The organism is Microcoleus sp. D2_18a_D3, from assembly GCF_036702455.1.
GTDB lineage: Bacteria > Cyanobacteriota > Cyanobacteriia > Cyanobacteriales > Microcoleaceae > Microcoleus.
Genome location: NZ_JAUBTK010000049.1, coordinates 28,321 through 42,420, shown reverse-complemented (window position 1 = coordinate 42,420; position 14,100 = coordinate 28,321). Strand labels below are relative to the sequence as shown.

General features: G+C 42.4%; 23 protein-coding genes. All 23 read left to right on the top strand.

The genetic code is table 11. The features are described 5' to 3' along the window. The first annotated feature begins 144 nt into the window (after positions 1–144). The 23 genes from QUB06_RS21265 to QUB06_RS21155 all read left to right on the top strand — a co-directional run bounded on the left by QUB06_RS21265 (position 145) and on the right by QUB06_RS21155 (position 14,095). Positions 145–456 (top strand): hypothetical protein, encoded by a 312-nt coding sequence (locus QUB06_RS21265; RefSeq protein WP_333436950.1) that lies wholly within the window; start codon positions 145–147, stop codon positions 454–456. A gap of 164 nt (positions 457–620) precedes the next feature. Then, complete coding sequence (locus QUB06_RS21260; RefSeq protein WP_333436949.1) at positions 621–1,130, top strand: hypothetical protein; 510 nt, start codon at positions 621–623, stop codon at positions 1,128–1,130. Positions 1,131–1,215: 85 nt separating this feature from the next. Next, complete coding sequence (locus tag QUB06_RS21255; protein ID WP_333436948.1) at positions 1,216–2,652, top strand: phospholipase D-like domain-containing protein; 1,437 nt, start codon at positions 1,216–1,218, stop codon at positions 2,650–2,652. Between the two features lie 106 nt (positions 2,653–2,758). Beyond that, a complete protein-coding gene (locus QUB06_RS21250) occupies positions 2,759–3,364 on the top strand; it encodes an alpha-ketoglutarate-dependent dioxygenase AlkB (protein ID WP_333436947.1) in 606 nt (201 codons plus the stop codon). 103 nt (positions 3,365–3,467) lie between these two features. Beyond that, positions 3,468–3,821 (top strand): DUF4326 domain-containing protein, encoded by a 354-nt coding sequence (locus QUB06_RS21245; RefSeq protein WP_333436946.1) that lies wholly within the window; start codon positions 3,468–3,470, stop codon positions 3,819–3,821. Between the two features lie 52 nt (positions 3,822–3,873). Beyond that, positions 3,874–4,473, top strand: coding sequence for an SLOG family protein (locus QUB06_RS21240; RefSeq protein ID WP_333436945.1), 600 nt, complete (start codon positions 3,874–3,876; stop codon positions 4,471–4,473). A gap of 74 nt (positions 4,474–4,547) precedes the next feature. Then, complete coding sequence (locus tag QUB06_RS21235) at positions 4,548–4,811, top strand: hypothetical protein (protein ID WP_333436944.1); 264 nt, start codon at positions 4,548–4,550, stop codon at positions 4,809–4,811. Positions 4,812–4,880: 69 nt separating this feature from the next. Then, positions 4,881–5,156 carry a hypothetical protein gene (locus tag QUB06_RS21230; protein WP_333436943.1) on the top strand — a complete coding sequence of 92 codons (276 nt, stop codon included), beginning with the start codon at positions 4,881–4,883 and terminating at the stop codon, positions 5,154–5,156. A gap of 110 nt (positions 5,157–5,266) precedes the next feature. Next, positions 5,267–5,752 (top strand): hypothetical protein, encoded by a 486-nt coding sequence (locus QUB06_RS21225; RefSeq protein ID WP_333436942.1) that lies wholly within the window; start codon positions 5,267–5,269, stop codon positions 5,750–5,752. A 93-nt stretch (positions 5,753–5,845) separates the two neighbouring features. Continuing rightward, positions 5,846–6,301, top strand: coding sequence for a hypothetical protein (locus QUB06_RS21220; protein WP_333436941.1), 456 nt, complete (start codon positions 5,846–5,848; stop codon positions 6,299–6,301). Positions 6,302–6,406: 105 nt separating this feature from the next. Beyond that, positions 6,407–6,865, top strand: a complete 459-nt coding sequence (locus QUB06_RS21215) for a hypothetical protein (protein ID WP_333436940.1) — start codon at positions 6,407–6,409, stop codon at positions 6,863–6,865. 174 nt (positions 6,866–7,039) lie between these two features. Continuing rightward, positions 7,040–7,822: a hypothetical protein gene (locus tag QUB06_RS21210; RefSeq protein WP_333436938.1), complete on the top strand. Its 783-nt coding sequence runs from the start codon at positions 7,040–7,042 to the stop codon at positions 7,820–7,822. A 224-nt stretch (positions 7,823–8,046) separates the two neighbouring features. Beyond that, on the top strand, positions 8,047–8,400 hold the full coding sequence (locus tag QUB06_RS21205; RefSeq protein WP_333038904.1) for a hypothetical protein: 354 nt from the start codon (positions 8,047–8,049) through the stop codon (positions 8,398–8,400). Positions 8,401–8,473: 73 nt separating this feature from the next. Continuing rightward, positions 8,474–9,394: a DUF5131 family protein gene (locus tag QUB06_RS21200; protein ID WP_333436937.1), complete on the top strand. Its 921-nt coding sequence runs from the start codon at positions 8,474–8,476 to the stop codon at positions 9,392–9,394. 81 nt (positions 9,395–9,475) lie between these two features. Beyond that, positions 9,476–9,706: a hypothetical protein gene (locus tag QUB06_RS21195; protein ID WP_333436935.1), complete on the top strand. Its 231-nt coding sequence runs from the start codon at positions 9,476–9,478 to the stop codon at positions 9,704–9,706. Positions 9,707–10,087: 381 nt separating this feature from the next. Beyond that, positions 10,088–10,450, top strand: coding sequence for a hypothetical protein (locus QUB06_RS21190; RefSeq protein ID WP_333436934.1), 363 nt, complete (start codon positions 10,088–10,090; stop codon positions 10,448–10,450). Positions 10,451–10,452: 2 nt separating this feature from the next. Continuing rightward, complete coding sequence (locus tag QUB06_RS21185) at positions 10,453–10,818, top strand: hypothetical protein (protein ID WP_333436933.1); 366 nt, start codon at positions 10,453–10,455, stop codon at positions 10,816–10,818. A gap of 38 nt (positions 10,819–10,856) precedes the next feature. After that, positions 10,857–11,186 carry a hypothetical protein gene (locus QUB06_RS21180; RefSeq protein ID WP_333436932.1) on the top strand — a complete coding sequence of 110 codons (330 nt, stop codon included), beginning with the start codon at positions 10,857–10,859 and terminating at the stop codon, positions 11,184–11,186. A 21-nt stretch (positions 11,187–11,207) separates the two neighbouring features. Continuing rightward, positions 11,208–11,459 carry a hypothetical protein gene (locus QUB06_RS21175; protein WP_333436931.1) on the top strand — a complete coding sequence of 84 codons (252 nt, stop codon included), beginning with the start codon at positions 11,208–11,210 and terminating at the stop codon, positions 11,457–11,459. Positions 11,460–11,549: 90 nt separating this feature from the next. Then, positions 11,550–11,915: a hypothetical protein gene (locus QUB06_RS21170; RefSeq protein WP_333436930.1), complete on the top strand. Its 366-nt coding sequence runs from the start codon at positions 11,550–11,552 to the stop codon at positions 11,913–11,915. Positions 11,916–12,007: 92 nt separating this feature from the next. Beyond that, positions 12,008–12,910 carry a hypothetical protein gene (locus tag QUB06_RS21165; RefSeq protein WP_333436929.1) on the top strand — a complete coding sequence of 301 codons (903 nt, stop codon included), beginning with the start codon at positions 12,008–12,010 and terminating at the stop codon, positions 12,908–12,910. A 60-nt stretch (positions 12,911–12,970) separates the two neighbouring features. Then, the gene (locus QUB06_RS21160) at positions 12,971–13,480 is read left to right on the top strand and encodes a thermonuclease family protein (protein ID WP_333436928.1); all 510 of its coding nucleotides are present in this window, start codon (positions 12,971–12,973) and stop codon (positions 13,478–13,480) included. Between the two features lie 6 nt (positions 13,481–13,486). Continuing rightward, on the top strand, positions 13,487–14,095 hold the full coding sequence (locus tag QUB06_RS21155; RefSeq protein ID WP_333436927.1) for a hypothetical protein: 609 nt from the start codon (positions 13,487–13,489) through the stop codon (positions 14,093–14,095). Positions 14,096–14,100 lie beyond the last annotated feature (5 nt).

Sequence of the window (14,100 nt, the reverse complement as noted above, 5' to 3'; positions counted from 1 at the left end):
GTTAAATATTTTGGATTAGATCCACAGTATTTAACTCTTATTTCTTAGTTGGTGAAAGAAAAGCAATGGTGAATTCTAGGGTTTGGTAAGGCTTCGCCATTAGGAATTGAGTGAGATTTTCTGTACTTTACTTAGAGGTTTATCATGGCTATTCATATCTTGACCAAAGCTGAAAAAGAAGCATCCAATTTGCGTGATGCTGTTCGTATCATGGCTTGGTCACAGTACAAAGCTGACAATGATACTGATCTGAAAGGTTTAGATTTATACGAACTTTTCAAAATTGATTGGGATCAGTACGAAATTCACAAAATGCTTTTGCCAGAAATCCGCACTTTTGTCAGTAAGTTGGGATATACACCAGACGAATTGATGCAAATTAGATCGGAGTATTACGCTAACAAGAAAGAATACAGCAATGGCAACGGTAACAGCAATAGAACTGATGAATTTTAATAGTCAGTGACGATCGAAGGATAAAGAAAAGCCTCAGTATCTGTAATGGATATTGGGGCTTTAAAATTAAGAGAAAGAGAAAGCGAAGTTTTTTTGTGAGGGCGCTTCGCGATAAGGAAGTGAGCTGTAGTAATGCAGCTCACGTCGTTATTCAGGTATTTCTCATGGCTAATCTAGTTGAATCTATGGTATCGATCGTTATTGTTGGTGAATTAGCAGCAATTTCATTGATTGGTGGAACTGCATTAATTGGGTATGCAAAAGTTACAGCAGCTCATGTCCAGCTAGTTCAAACAGCCAAACAAAGCAGATACGATGCAATTGTAAATTATGGTGAAGTTAGAAGCGTAGCAATTTATACAGGTGAAAAACCAGCAATTGCAGAATGTTTGAGCGGAGTTTGTGGAGCTAAAATACCATTACCCAGTGGAGTTAATATCAAATCTACCTTTCGAGGTATTGATGCGAAAGTTGCAGGTAAAGCAGGTAGCAATGTAGCAACTTTGATTAGTTGGAGTAGTGAAACCAACAGCGGAATTGGTGGTAGCTATGGCCAGCATGGAACAATCATCTTTAGCCATCCCTGGACTAGAAAGAAATTTTGTTTGGTGAGAGGCGGAGCAAATGGCAATCTTGGTGAAGTTGTAATCCGAACTGATAAGGATTGTAAATAGCAATGTTGAAGCAGAAGAAAATCTCTAGCACCAGCTAGAGATTTTTTTTTAGACCCACACAAACATTTACCATTACCCAAAAATCATGAATAAGAAAATTGTCGGTTTAGCAGTTCTAATTCTCGCTGGTTTCGCTTCCTGTCAGTTCATAAAGCCACAATCAACCGAAGAAATTCCCGCAGATCCAGTCATCAAAGCATTGCCTCAAGATCCATCACTTCAGGTTTATTTCAATCAGTCTCAAGTTTCTAGCTATACCGAACCATATCGTCAGGTCACTCGTAGCTTGCGGGGCGCGAACGCGCCATCGGGACATGATTTAGAACAGCTCATGGTCTATTCCATCAACAGCGCTCGTGAAAGTGTCGATGTCGCTGTTCAGGAACTTCGCTTGCCTCGGATAGCCCAAGCTCTAGCGCATCGCCATCGCTCAGGTATCAAAGTTCGAGTCGTTATCGAAAATCTCTACAATCGTCCCGTCGCTCTTTCTCCCTCACAGGTGGCAGCATTGCCCAAGCGAGAGCGCGATCGCTATTCCGAACTCGTTCACCTTGCAGATACTGATAAAAATGGTTCGCTCTCCGATGCCGAAATCTCCAGCGGTGATGCTCTTGCGATCGTCCGTGAAGCAGGCATCCCCATGATTGACGATACCGCTGACGGCAGCAAAGGCAGTGGATTGATGCACCACAAGTTCATTGTCATTGATGGCAAAACCGTTATCGTCACTTCAGCCAATTTCACTACCAGCGATATTCACGGCGATTTCAAGAGCGCTGAAAGTCGGGGAAATCCGAATAATCTGCTGAAGCTCCAAAGCCCGGAGCTGGCAAAAGTTTTCAGTCAGGAATTCGCGCTCATGTGGGGAGACGGCCCCGGTGGGAAACCAGACAGTAAGTTTGGAGTGAAGAAGTCTGCTCGCCCGATCGCCAGAGTTTCTGTTGGCGGTGCGATTGTCTCCCTGCAGTTCTCGCCGGCGACCGCGAAAACTCCCTGGCAGCAGACACCGAATGGATTAATCGATCGGACTTTAGCAAACGCATCCAAGTCAGTCAATCTGGCGCTGTTTGTCTTTTCTGCTCAGCAATTGGCAGACACACTGGAAGCCAAATCTAGAACCGGAGTCGGTATCAGAGCTTTGGTTGATTCCAGTTTTGTCTACCGCCCCTACAGCGAGGCGATGGACATGATGGGAGTTAGCCTGCTTGAAGGCTGTCAGCTCGAAGTCGAAAACCGCCCTTGGAGTCAGCCACTGGCGACGGTCGGAATGCCAAAACTTCCGCAGGGCGATCGACTGCACCACAAGTTTGGTGTTGTTGATGGAGCGACAGTCATCACCGGTTCTCACAATTGGAGTGAAGCCGCCAACCGGGCAAATGATGAAACGCTGTTAGTTGTGGAAAGTGCCACGATCGGCGCTCACTTTGAGCAAGAGTTCGATCGGCTCTATCAAGGCGCAATCCTCGGTCTACCCCAGCGCATCAAGCAGAAAATGGATTCCCGCAAATCTGAATGCAAGTAGATAAATCTCCAGCCCTCGCTGGAGATTTTCTGTTAGCTAGCGCTTCGCGTTAATGAGTTGATTCCCGCACCTACAAGTCCGCACAGGCGGACTTATCGCAAAAATTATGCTGCACCTCAAAAACTATTTTTCTGTTTCTGAACAACAAAATCTCGTTGAAATTACCCGAAATATAGCCAGAGCCAACGGCGGAATGACAATTCCCGTGATGCCGTCTGGTCTGAAATTCCACTGTAGCCAAACCAGTTGCGGGATAGTTGGCTGGCTATCCGATCGAAAAGGCTATCGTTACTCAGCCATCAATCCAGTAAATAATCAGCCCTTCGCAACAATGCCGACAGAGTTGATAGAAATTGCTCAAAGTTTAGCCAATTTAGTTGGTGAGTTTCATTACCAACCCGAAACTTGCTTAATCAACTTTTACCCAGCCACCGCCAAAAGTAAGTTAGGTTTGCATCAAGATAACACTGAGCCAAATCTCCAGCCCTGCATTATTTCAATATCTCTAGGCGACGATTGTAGTTTTGTCATTGGCAGCAACCGCAGTCGCAAAGACCCACTAGACGGCATTCTTTTACGATCGGGCGATGTCGTTATTCTCCACGGTGACAGCCGTTTAGCCTATCACGGAGTCCAAAGAATTCTTCCCAAAACCTCAAAACTGCTGAAGAATAACGGCAGGTTAAATCTAACAATTCGACAAGTTTACTAACCATTGCTAATAGAACTACTGACAACCTCAGTAATTCTATTAGCTTACCTAAACCATTTTCTAAAGTGCTTCGCTGTAAAATAGTAATTATTCTGGAGGTTTTATGATTGAAGTAGTGAACGGTAAACAACATGGTTTTGTTGGTGAAAATAAAATTTACATTGGCAGAGCTAATAAAGGTTTGGGACTAAAATCAAGTCCTCTAGCTAATCCTTACAAAATTGGTGTTGACGGAAATCGAGCAGAAGTAATAGCACTTTACAGAAAATGGTTATGGAACAGAATGTTGATTGGTTACAATAATCCCAATGAAACTTTCAATGAATTATTTTCGATCGCTCATAGAGTTAAAAAAAAAGAAAACATCAAACTTAGTTGTTATTGCAAACCATTAGATTGTCATGGTGATGTGCTTGTTAAGTGTATTAATTGGATAGTTTCAGAAAAATTAAACTAATAATTAATAATGCTTCGCCATGAGTTTTTGATTCTTTTTCAGGTCAAAACTCATGGCAGCAAGCAAAATTCCAGCGTTACTTCAGCGTGTCGATCGAACTCTCAATCGCGAGACTCAGTACAATTTCTCTGAACCTTTTGAGCCAAAAGAATACAACACAGCGATGATTACCGGGCATCGCTCCATTGGTCTAAGTTACAGGATACAAATCGACAAACTTATCATGATGGCAGTTAACCAAGGTGTCAAAAAGTTTTTTACTGGCATGGCACTTGGTGTAGATCAAGTAGCTGCTGAAATTTTCATTTACCATAAATTGAAATGGACAGCGGTACTGCCCTGCGCTGACCAACATCTTTTGTGGAAACCTCGTCAGCAAACTCATTACAAGAAATTGCTCAGTCAAGCAACTGATCAAGTCTGCCTTTACAAGAATTACAGTCCAGGTGTCATGCAGGCTCGGAATGCTTGGATGGTCAGGCGATCGGATATCTGCTTAGCTGTCTTCAACGGCGATCCTCATGGTATCGGGGGCGGAACTGCTACTACTTTCAACCTGGCTAAAGAGAAGAATTTGCTCATTTATCAGTACGTTCCCTCTGGTGAGTATCACATCATTGAACCTACTCATCAACAGTTAAGCCTGTTCTAGTTGTTTTTCATCGCGCATCTCCCCCTTATCAAGGGGGACATCTTACCAACCACAAACTTAACCACAAACTCAACATGAAGAAAAAAGTCATTATGTCCCATATTCACAGTCGCATCGCCAAACTTGCCCAGGGTGCGATCGAACGTGGAGATATTACCAGTTGCGATCGCATCTCCGACGGCTCCTATTTGATCAAGCGAATTGACCAGACTGACCGACCACAGACTACCAAATACACTACTGTCGCTGCTGCTAGTCTCCTTCATCTTCTGAATTCCTATGCTTTAGCCAATCCCACATCAGAAACAGAAACAGTAGCAGAAACAGAAACAGTTTAGAAATCATTGAGAAACAGAAACAAAATAATGCTTCGCTGCGAGGGAGTGATGTTCCGTTTCTGTTTCTCAATGAAAGAATTTACCGATCGATACGAGAAGCAACAAACTTGGTTAGAAGAGGATATCTATTATCTTTCAAAAATTGAAAAGATACTAGATGTTGAAGCGATCGTACAAACACTTAAATTGCGCTGCATCTGCGACTGTCAGATGGATCACGATTCTGATGTCAAATTAGCTTTTGTTCGTTGGTTTAAAGCCAAAATAGACCACATGAGCAACGATATTTACAACGTCATTGAAGCTGAAGCTAAGGTTTTCCGAATTAATTTGCCTTCCCTCTAATTCCAAAACAAATCCAAACAAAAGTACCCCTCGTGAAGGCTTCGCCGGGGGGTACTGATTTCTAGATTCCTACTCTATCACGATCACTATCACTATCAAAGGTAACAATTATGTCCATTCCATCTTTCACTACTTTAGCACAAACTGTTCAAGAATTAGCAATCAATTCTAATGATTGTGAAACTGTTGAAACTTTAATTCCTGAGAAAGCAGCAGACAAGATGCTCCTTGAAGCGATCGGCAAACTTATCAATCTGGATGAAATCGTCGATCGGCTTCAGGCGTTGGATTGTCAGCAGTGCAGTTTATTTACGCCTGACCAAGTTAAGTTTGCTTTCCTCAAATGGATTGAGAATTATCTTGAGTCGATCGAAATGCAGCCTGAATGGTTCATTAACCGTGACCTCAAGCATTTCGATCGACATCTGCCCTTTGATGATTTACAAGATGCAACAGAGTTACGAGAGTACGATGTTGAAGCTGTTTATCAAGAAATCGGCGCTGCTCATGAAGCTGGATTATTTGATAATTCTAGCCTTGAAGACCAATTTACTGGCACTCCTCAACAAGCAGCGGTAAACGCTCTTAGTTGGTAGCAAATCAGCACAGAAAAAGCGGGTAGCGTAGGACTACCCGCTTTTAGTTTAGTTACAGATTCATTTCAGGTATTTCCACCTCACAAGTATAACATGAAACATCTCAAAAGAATTGCTGAAATTCGCAATCAAATTGAAAGATTAAAAGTTGAAGCTGAGGCGATCGAACCTGATGCTATTCTCGAAGGTTTCGAGATTATGGAATCTGAAAAGTCTCGCAAAAACGTTGTATTTAACGACGACAATGCGAAAATCGTCATCCAGCTAAGAACTCGCTACGATGACAAAAACCTTACCGTTATCCGATTGGACGAAGATATCAATCGCGAATACGATAAACTGTGTCGATCGAATGCAACCGCCATCGAAAATAGTGAAGCTTACATCAATGATATCAAAGAAATGCTGGCAGAAGCAGAAACAAAACATGAATTGCTTCTCACTTCTGTGTACTTAGAAACGTTACGGAAACAGCGGGCGATCGCAATCAAGAAAACTGAGCATAAAGTGCCAGGATTAGCGGTTTATGTTCACTACCTAAACCGCTAAAATAAACCTAAAGCGATAGTATTCATGAAAATGCTTCGCTTTATGTTGTTGATTCGTGACAATCAGTTCTACAGTATTCTACGGTATTTATACGGTATTTCTACAATGACAACAATCACAATCAATGAATCCAGTTTCCAGGTAGAACCCTTTGCCCGATACAAAGAAAATCGAGTCAAAGGTTACTTTGTTTTAGAAGGTCAAGAATTTCCTTCGCTGAATATGGCAATCGTAAAGATGAATCATCTAACTTTGACGATCGATTCGGTACTTGCTCGGTTGCCAATAACAGAAATCTGGGGATTTGTCCTTAATGATTCTGGGGGAACGCTTTCAACTTTCGTCACAGTAAAGCGTGATTTCCTACCGATCGAACCTGGCAAAATTTATGAATTAGGCTTTCTCCCATTTAAGACTGCTCTAGGGAAAGGCTTCATGGTAAACGCTTTTCCTCGCAATCCTGTTAATGTTAACGAAAAGTACGCTTTAGAAGCTGCTGACGATATCCTCCAGTCTGCCATTGAGTTTTGTCATGATGAAAAATTGAACCAAATAGTCATTTAACTTTAGCGTAGCTTGCAATTGTCTTTCCGATCGCCAGCTACGTTAAAGTTAAATAATATCCCAAAGTTAGGTAATGCTTCGCTGAATGGGATTGAGTTTCTTTTAACAACAGAAGCTCAAACAGAAACAAAAACAAAAACAGAAACAACTCAGAAACGAAACCAGAAACAAATCATGGAAAACCCAATTATCATTGACGGATACGCATTCAGAATCCCCACTCTTCCTAGTCGGTATCGCGCGAATTGTTCCAAAGAATTCGGAATGTTCGTTACTGGTGAAACCAAAGGAATGAACAGCAGCAAAGCCGAGAAAGCTGGACTGACCCGTGGTGAATTTGTCGAAATGGCAATTTGCGCGATCGGACAGAAAACTCTCACTTTCAAACCTCACTATGAAAATGAACAGTTTACCGAGGTCTGGGGAATCCCAGTCGCCGGGGGAATGAAGTCTCACTTTCATGAAAAATGTTCTGAGCTGAGCACGTTTCTTATCCATCGTCAAAGTCAAGACAAGATGAAAGGCTTAGTTGAATGTTTCAGTCGCGACGCATTCAATTCTTGGGTTTCTGAAGGTATGCAAGGTGATGCTAATGAATATGCACTCAGAAAAGCTTCTGATGCTTATTTCACTAACATTTTCCGCTTCGAGATGGTACAGAGCGAGGGTAATTATGGCCCTTACTACTACTTAGCCATTTCCACTCGTCCGATCACCGGTGCTTTTGAAGAAGCTGCCGTCAAAGCTGCTCGGATGATTTTTGAAGATGACCAGAAAGGGTTGACTCATTGTACCGATCCTCGACTCATTGAGAATCAAACGCTGTGCTTAGCTTCTATGCCATCTTCTGGTTTAGCTCTGCCAGCGGGTGCGGGTAGTAATCTCAACGGTAATGGCAACGGTTCTGAAGTTGTTGATGTCGAACAGCAACCTGTCAAGCAACTTAAAGGCAAATAATCTCTACTTCAGGGGAGCAATCCTCTGAAAGTTCAGATTAGGTCACTTTAGGTCACTTTAAATCACTTTCAGTTCGATCGCACTCTGACTCTATCTGACTCAGGACGATGCGCTACGCGCCCGCAAGCTACGAACTGACCCGAACTGACCGGATCTATTCGACCTCCCACTTTCAAAATCTCTCTCACTTTCTAGCAAACACTCTGTCAAAGAAAGGTAATCTGATGCTGAAAATTATCAAAATAACAAGCGCGACTGGAAATCAAGCACACATTCTCAAACTCTTCAAAGAGTATGTGATAGAAATTCTGAAAAAAGCTGTAGCTGTTGCCGAAGAAAACGGTCAAGAATTTTTGCCTGAATTTCAAAAGTCTGACTGGGAATGGGTCACAGATTCTTCTCCCGCTGAATTAGTCGAAACAGTATCTTGGGCTTGGCACATTCGATCGAATGGCAACGGAACCGATGGCGATTGCACTATCTACCTCAAGTCTGAGCAAGCCATCCGAAGCCACACGTCAGAAAAGTTCATTGAAGCTGATGCGGTCTATGACCTGGATATCACTGTAACTAGCTAGTTTCTCATTTCTCTACATACACACGCGCACGTTAATTATCACGCGCGCGTGATTACCCCAACATCTAAAACACATGAGCAATATTCAGTGGACTGGCATCACGGCTAATCCCATCCATTTGGTCAAAGCCGATGGCAGACACGGCGGACACTGGTGTCATAAAATCAGTCCAGGATGCCTTCATTGTTATGCCGAAACAATGAATCTAAGTAACTACTTCATCTTTGCCAGTGGCTTAGCCTACAGCGGGACAGTTCCTGTCAACATGGTTTTCTCCTCAATCATCATGGAGAAGCTGGTGAAAACGAAGAAAGGTGAGAGAATTTTCATCTTCTCCATGACTGATTGCTTCGGGGATTGGATCAGTGATGATACGTTGGATTTAGCTTTTGCTTATATGGTGATAGCGTCTCAGCACACCTTCCAAATTCTCACAAAACGCCCGGAGCGGATGCCGGACTATTTTCGATCGGCACAGGAACCAATCAGAAAACACGTTGAGGATTTGAGACGAAAATTCAAGCTACCGCAGTCAGAGTTTGTCTGGCCGATTCCAAATCTGTGGATAGGTACCACGGTGGAGAATCAAGAAGCTACCAAAAGAATTATTCATGTGTTGGAAACACCAGCAGCAGTCAGATTTCTAAGCTGTGAGCCTTTACTAGAATTGGTAAGCATTAAGAAGGAATGGCTAGATTTGATCGATCAAGTAATTATTGGGGGTGAATCCGGGCCCGGTGCGCGCCCCTGTCAACTTGACTGGATTCGATTCATGGTCAGGCAATGTCAAAGTGCTAAAGACGTGGCGATATTTGTCAAACAACTTGGCTCAAATCCAATTCTCGCTGCCTGCTATATCGAAGGAGTAGCAACTACTTACCAAAAACTGAAACTCAAAGATAAAAAAGGTGGGACGATCGATGAATTTCCTGAAGATGTGAGATTTCGTCAGTTTCCTGTTCCGCACCTCAAAATGTTGCCTTCTTCTCTCTAATCCTGCTTGAGAAAAAACCTCTGACAAACTATTCGCATAGGTCAGAGGTTTTTCTTTTAGTTACTACCTACATCAACAAATATGGCACTCACAAAAATCGGCGGACAAAAAATCGCTGCTGGCAAAATTGGAATTTCTGTTGAAGAATATCAGCAAAATCTTAAGTTTGGTCTGAAATGGTGTTTTTCTTGCAAAACATGGTTAAAGGTCAGCTTGTTTAATCAAAGCAAAAATGCGCGCGACGGCAAAGACAACCGTTGCAAAATCTGCCGTCGAGCTTTTGACAGACGAAGGTATCAGCCTATTCCGTAGCTTGCGGGCGCGTAGCGCATCGGCATAAATAAACCGCGAGGCTTTCCCCCGGTTCCCGGCAGAGATGGCGACAAAAACCAAGCCCGCAACCGTGTGAATTACGCAGTCTCCCGCCATAAATTACCGCGTGCACGTAATATCCCCTGTGTGGATTGTGGTCATTTAGGGCCCGATGGCGTACCGCCCCGCAAGCTACGACTCCATGAATATGACCACTATAAGGGGTACGATGCCGTCAACCATTTAGAAGTCGAATGTGTTTGCGTTCCCTGCCATATCGATCGGGAACGCCAAAGGAAACAGAAACGGCAATATCACAAACACATCAGTCCTGGTAAATAGTGCTTCGCTGTAAAATTGTAAGTTTTGTGGACAAATAATATGGCGATTCGCATTCCCAACAAAAATGGCAAGTTTAATCCTGAACCTGAGCCTGGGCCTTCTAATTCTGCTACTTCTGATTCAAAGTCCAAGGAATCAATGTTTGCCAAATTTACGGCTAAATTATCCTGGGAAATCAATAATATTGAGCCAGAGTTAGATGAACTTTTTCCGTATTACAAAGACTACTGCTTTATCTTTCTAACTCCTCACTGTGATGAAGGCTATGTAGGAGAAGGCTATGGAACTTATCGAGATTGCTTAGACAAATATGATGAAATTGGTCGGCGGTTGGCAAAAATGTGGCCGATCGACCAAGAAACCGAAGACAGAAAAATCAATCACAACAGTCGTGGTAAATAGTTATGGCAATTCGCATTCCGCATAAAAATGACAAGTTTCGTGACCCTGAGCCTGAACCTAAGCCTGAGTCTACTTCTGATTCTGGATTTGATGTAGACTTAGTATTTCAGAAATTAACAGCTAAACTTCGCTGGGAACAGAAACATATTAAGCCCGTATTGGGTGAAATGTTCCCTTCTTACGACGACACCTGTTATATCTTTCTAACATTTGGATGTGATGAAAGATATGTGGGAGAAGGTTATGGTTTTTACCACTCTCGCATGGAAGAGTATGAGGAAATTGGTCGGCGTTTGGCTAAGCTGTGGCAGATCGAAGAAGAAACAGAAGAGAGAAAAGTAAATCACTACAGTCGTAGATGTAAGTAGTGCTTCGCTGTAGGGTAGTGATTTCTAGGAACAGTAATATGTCACTACCCTATCTCACAAAAATCGACGATTTCAATCATTCTTTCATCCATCCTTCAGCGAAGCACTACGATCGACCAACGGTAAGATTAGATAATCGACTACGTTGGGATAGATTGAATATTGAACCAGAGCTAAAAAGACTTTTTCGCTATTACCGTAACACCTGTCCTCTTGCGGACAGAACCCAGGGATTTGAAGCTGCTAAGTCTCCCGAAACTTATGCTGAAATCGGTGAATTGGTAGCCAAGATGTGGTCGATCGATCAACTTACAGAAGTCAAGCAACTGAATTATTACAGTCGTAGGTGCTTCGCTGTAGAGGGGTAGTGTTTAGCTAATTGTTGACTAATGAACATTGAGACTTTAGAATTTTTGGGACAAAACACCCAACAACAGTATCAAAAACTAACAGCGAAAGCTTTGTTTGAGATGGAATATATTGAGCCATATTTAGGCTCAATATTATTCCCTTATTACAGCCACTACTGCGTTATCTCGGTACTCTGCATTAACTATTCTCACTACCGATTTGGATTTTATGATAGCGGTAGTCATGTCGATCGATACGATCGAATTGCCATGCTTCTTAAAAGAATCTAACAAATCATCAGAAAAATTGACTGTTACATCGTGATCATATAACAGTCAATTAAATTAAAACATCAAGTCAATTAATTATACCCTAAATCTATGCAAGTATTTCTCACCGGAACCGAAAGACTGGAGAAAATGAACGAGGAAATATGGACGCGAATTCACAATATCATCAAGCTCAATGCTACAATTTTAATCGGGAATTATCGCGGTTTTGATCAGTTAGCATTAACATTTTTAAATGTTTTGGAATATCCTAACGTTAAAGTTTATGAAGCGGGAAGCGGTATAGGTTTTGGATATCCAATCATTGATGTAGGTCGATATCCACGTCAAGATATCCTAATGAGTCGATCGGCAGATTATATGTTGGCAGTTCATGACGGTCTTAGCTATGGAGTTAAAGCCAATTTAAGACGGATGCCAGCAGAGAAAACTCGAATCATTTACGTTAAAATTTGAAATCAATCATGAAACTAAAATAAATCATTTTTGACGAAAACAATCCTAATCGCTATCGCAGCCTGAAAATCTTTGAGGAAATCGAGAAAGATTTGCTCAAAGAAATCAGGGGCGATCGCACTTACAAAATGCCTCCCAACTACATCAACTGGCATATTTTGAGCGGAATTCTAGACGTAGCTCTTTCAAGTTGCACACTGGAATATATCCGGTCTGACTTATCCGCCTTCATCCATAGCTACAGAACCGCTCTTTGGTTTATCAAAGAAGCTCCTATTTATTGTCTGACCCAGCAAGTGATAGAAGCCTTTGATCAGACCGATGCTATTTGTAAGCCTGGTATCTTGAGGGGTTGGCAACCCTCCTTGCCTACTTTCCTGCTAGCTATACCCAAAGGCTTAATTCACACGCCTGACGGTGCCGAAGTAGATTATCTGACAGTTTCGTGTAGTGATTCCAATTATCCAGACTGGAATTATGGCAAGTGGGCTAACATCGAAATTAAGCCATTCAACCTGAAACACGATCGATATTTTCAGATTTGCACCGTAGATTCTCTCGAAACTGTGTGGACTTCAGGGACTGCGGTTAAGGCTGATGGCACTTTGATTTACGATGAAAGCGAAAACTTGGGGCAGCACACCATTTCCGACGATGATAAAGTTTTCCTTCAACGCATTCGCAACTTGGTTATTAATGTACTGCTGACTTTAGAGTTTGCACCAGACTTATTGGCGGATGTCGCTGACTCTGAAATCAAAACTAAAAGCAAGGGATTTATGCGAATCAATCGAAGTTCATCTAATGTAAGATATCCCCGATGGCTAGGCAAAAACTATCAAAACTCCTCGGTATTATCCGTAGCAAAAAGAACTCATAACTCTCCGTGTACTCACTGGAGACAAGGGCATTGGAGGTTGTTAGAATCAGGTGAAGGCAAGCGCTGGAGAGATAATAAACGCATTTGGATTCAGCCTGTTTGGGTGAAGTCATAATAGCAGTTATCAGCCTCAACAGTAAACTACAATAGATAAAATACTTCTGAGGCTGAAATAATGATTACTCCAGGAGCTTCATATAACTGCTTTTCTAAGTTTGTATTTGATGGCGATACTTTAACTCTAGATTTTCGAGGTGATGAACTAAGAGTAAGACTGCGATGGATAGATACTCCTGAAGCTCAAAAACCTGGACAAAATAGCACTGATCCAAAAATACTGAAACACTGGGAATGGGCGCAAAAAGCAAAGGTTGCATTGATGAATTTGGTGGCAGAAAAAGCAATAATTACGGTTCCCATCGAGAAAGACCAATTCGATCGCTGGGTGTGCGACTGTTATCTTAACAAAGTTTCGGTAGCAACGAATATCCAAATTCTTCAATGCAAAGCAGGAATGGGAGTCAGTTTCCTTCCATTTAACCGCTTTGCCTATAACACCAGAGAATTGTCTGTACTGAGAGGAATTATTACCGAAACTGCCAGCGCTAATCGCAAGAAATTAGGGCTTTGGTCAGAGCCTGACCTAATTCTTCCTAACGAATTCAAAAGATTAACTTTATCCTGAAAAAACATGAAATTAGCTGAAAAAATTGTTAAATATATGGAAGCCAATAAATATCATTTGGCTACCCGAGCGGGAGAAAAAAACATAATTTATGTGGAAGGGATGGACCCGGATGGAACGCTCAATGCGGATACTCCAAATCATTTTAATGATGCCCGAGTGCTGTTAGTTTTTCACAAAGGAGTCCCAACGATCGAAGCAGCTTGGGAAGCGACAACCGAACCAGGCTACTACTACACCGACAATCCCATGAACCCTAATGGAGCCGCCAGAATTGCTTTTGGGCAATATTGGGCGTGGCAAGTCGGACTTCACGGTTACTCTCACCCGCACGAAGCTCTTATCCAGGTTGGGATGGTCAAGGTGCACCGGGACTGGAACCGGGACATGATGCGAACTGGCGATGCGATCGATGAAGGGTATTTTGGCATCAATCAGCACCACGGCTACGGCCATCCTAAAAATGACATTCACACAGCCGGAGCTGGATGTTTTGTTGGTCACGATCCAGACGAACATTTTGATTTTATGGATCGCGTCAAGTCTGACCCCCGCTATATTGCTGACCCAGAGTTCGTATTTCCCACCGCTATTCTTCCAGGGAACAAACTGTAATCTAT

Coding starts and splice junctions, on each gene's coding strand:
- QUB06_RS21265 (WP_333436950.1), top strand. CDS start 145: ATGGCTATTCATATCTTGACCAAAGCTGAAAAAGAAGCATCCAATTTG.
- QUB06_RS21260 (WP_333436949.1), top strand. CDS start 621: ATGGCTAATCTAGTTGAATCTATGGTATCGATCGTTATTGTTGGTGAA.
- QUB06_RS21255 (WP_333436948.1), top strand. CDS start 1,216: ATGAATAAGAAAATTGTCGGTTTAGCAGTTCTAATTCTCGCTGGTTTC.
- QUB06_RS21250 (WP_333436947.1), top strand. CDS start 2,759: ATGCTGCACCTCAAAAACTATTTTTCTGTTTCTGAACAACAAAATCTC.
- QUB06_RS21245 (WP_333436946.1), top strand. CDS start 3,468: ATGATTGAAGTAGTGAACGGTAAACAACATGGTTTTGTTGGTGAAAAT.
- QUB06_RS21240 (WP_333436945.1), top strand. CDS start 3,874: ATGGCAGCAAGCAAAATTCCAGCGTTACTTCAGCGTGTCGATCGAACT.
- QUB06_RS21235 (WP_333436944.1), top strand. CDS start 4,548: ATGAAGAAAAAAGTCATTATGTCCCATATTCACAGTCGCATCGCCAAA.
- QUB06_RS21230 (WP_333436943.1), top strand. CDS start 4,881: ATGAAAGAATTTACCGATCGATACGAGAAGCAACAAACTTGGTTAGAA.
- QUB06_RS21225 (WP_333436942.1), top strand. CDS start 5,267: ATGTCCATTCCATCTTTCACTACTTTAGCACAAACTGTTCAAGAATTA.
- QUB06_RS21220 (WP_333436941.1), top strand. CDS start 5,846: ATGAAACATCTCAAAAGAATTGCTGAAATTCGCAATCAAATTGAAAGA.
- QUB06_RS21215 (WP_333436940.1), top strand. CDS start 6,407: ATGACAACAATCACAATCAATGAATCCAGTTTCCAGGTAGAACCCTTT.
- QUB06_RS21210 (WP_333436938.1), top strand. CDS start 7,040: ATGGAAAACCCAATTATCATTGACGGATACGCATTCAGAATCCCCACT.
- QUB06_RS21205 (WP_333038904.1), top strand. CDS start 8,047: ATGCTGAAAATTATCAAAATAACAAGCGCGACTGGAAATCAAGCACAC.
- QUB06_RS21200 (WP_333436937.1), top strand. CDS start 8,474: ATGAGCAATATTCAGTGGACTGGCATCACGGCTAATCCCATCCATTTG.
- QUB06_RS21195 (WP_333436935.1), top strand. CDS start 9,476: ATGGCACTCACAAAAATCGGCGGACAAAAAATCGCTGCTGGCAAAATT.
- QUB06_RS21190 (WP_333436934.1), top strand. CDS start 10,088: ATGGCGATTCGCATTCCCAACAAAAATGGCAAGTTTAATCCTGAACCT.
- QUB06_RS21185 (WP_333436933.1), top strand. CDS start 10,453: ATGGCAATTCGCATTCCGCATAAAAATGACAAGTTTCGTGACCCTGAG.
- QUB06_RS21180 (WP_333436932.1), top strand. CDS start 10,857: ATGTCACTACCCTATCTCACAAAAATCGACGATTTCAATCATTCTTTC.
- QUB06_RS21175 (WP_333436931.1), top strand. CDS start 11,208: ATGAACATTGAGACTTTAGAATTTTTGGGACAAAACACCCAACAACAG.
- QUB06_RS21170 (WP_333436930.1), top strand. CDS start 11,550: ATGCAAGTATTTCTCACCGGAACCGAAAGACTGGAGAAAATGAACGAG.
- QUB06_RS21160 (WP_333436928.1), top strand. CDS start 12,971: ATGATTACTCCAGGAGCTTCATATAACTGCTTTTCTAAGTTTGTATTT.
- QUB06_RS21155 (WP_333436927.1), top strand. CDS start 13,487: ATGAAATTAGCTGAAAAAATTGTTAAATATATGGAAGCCAATAAATAT.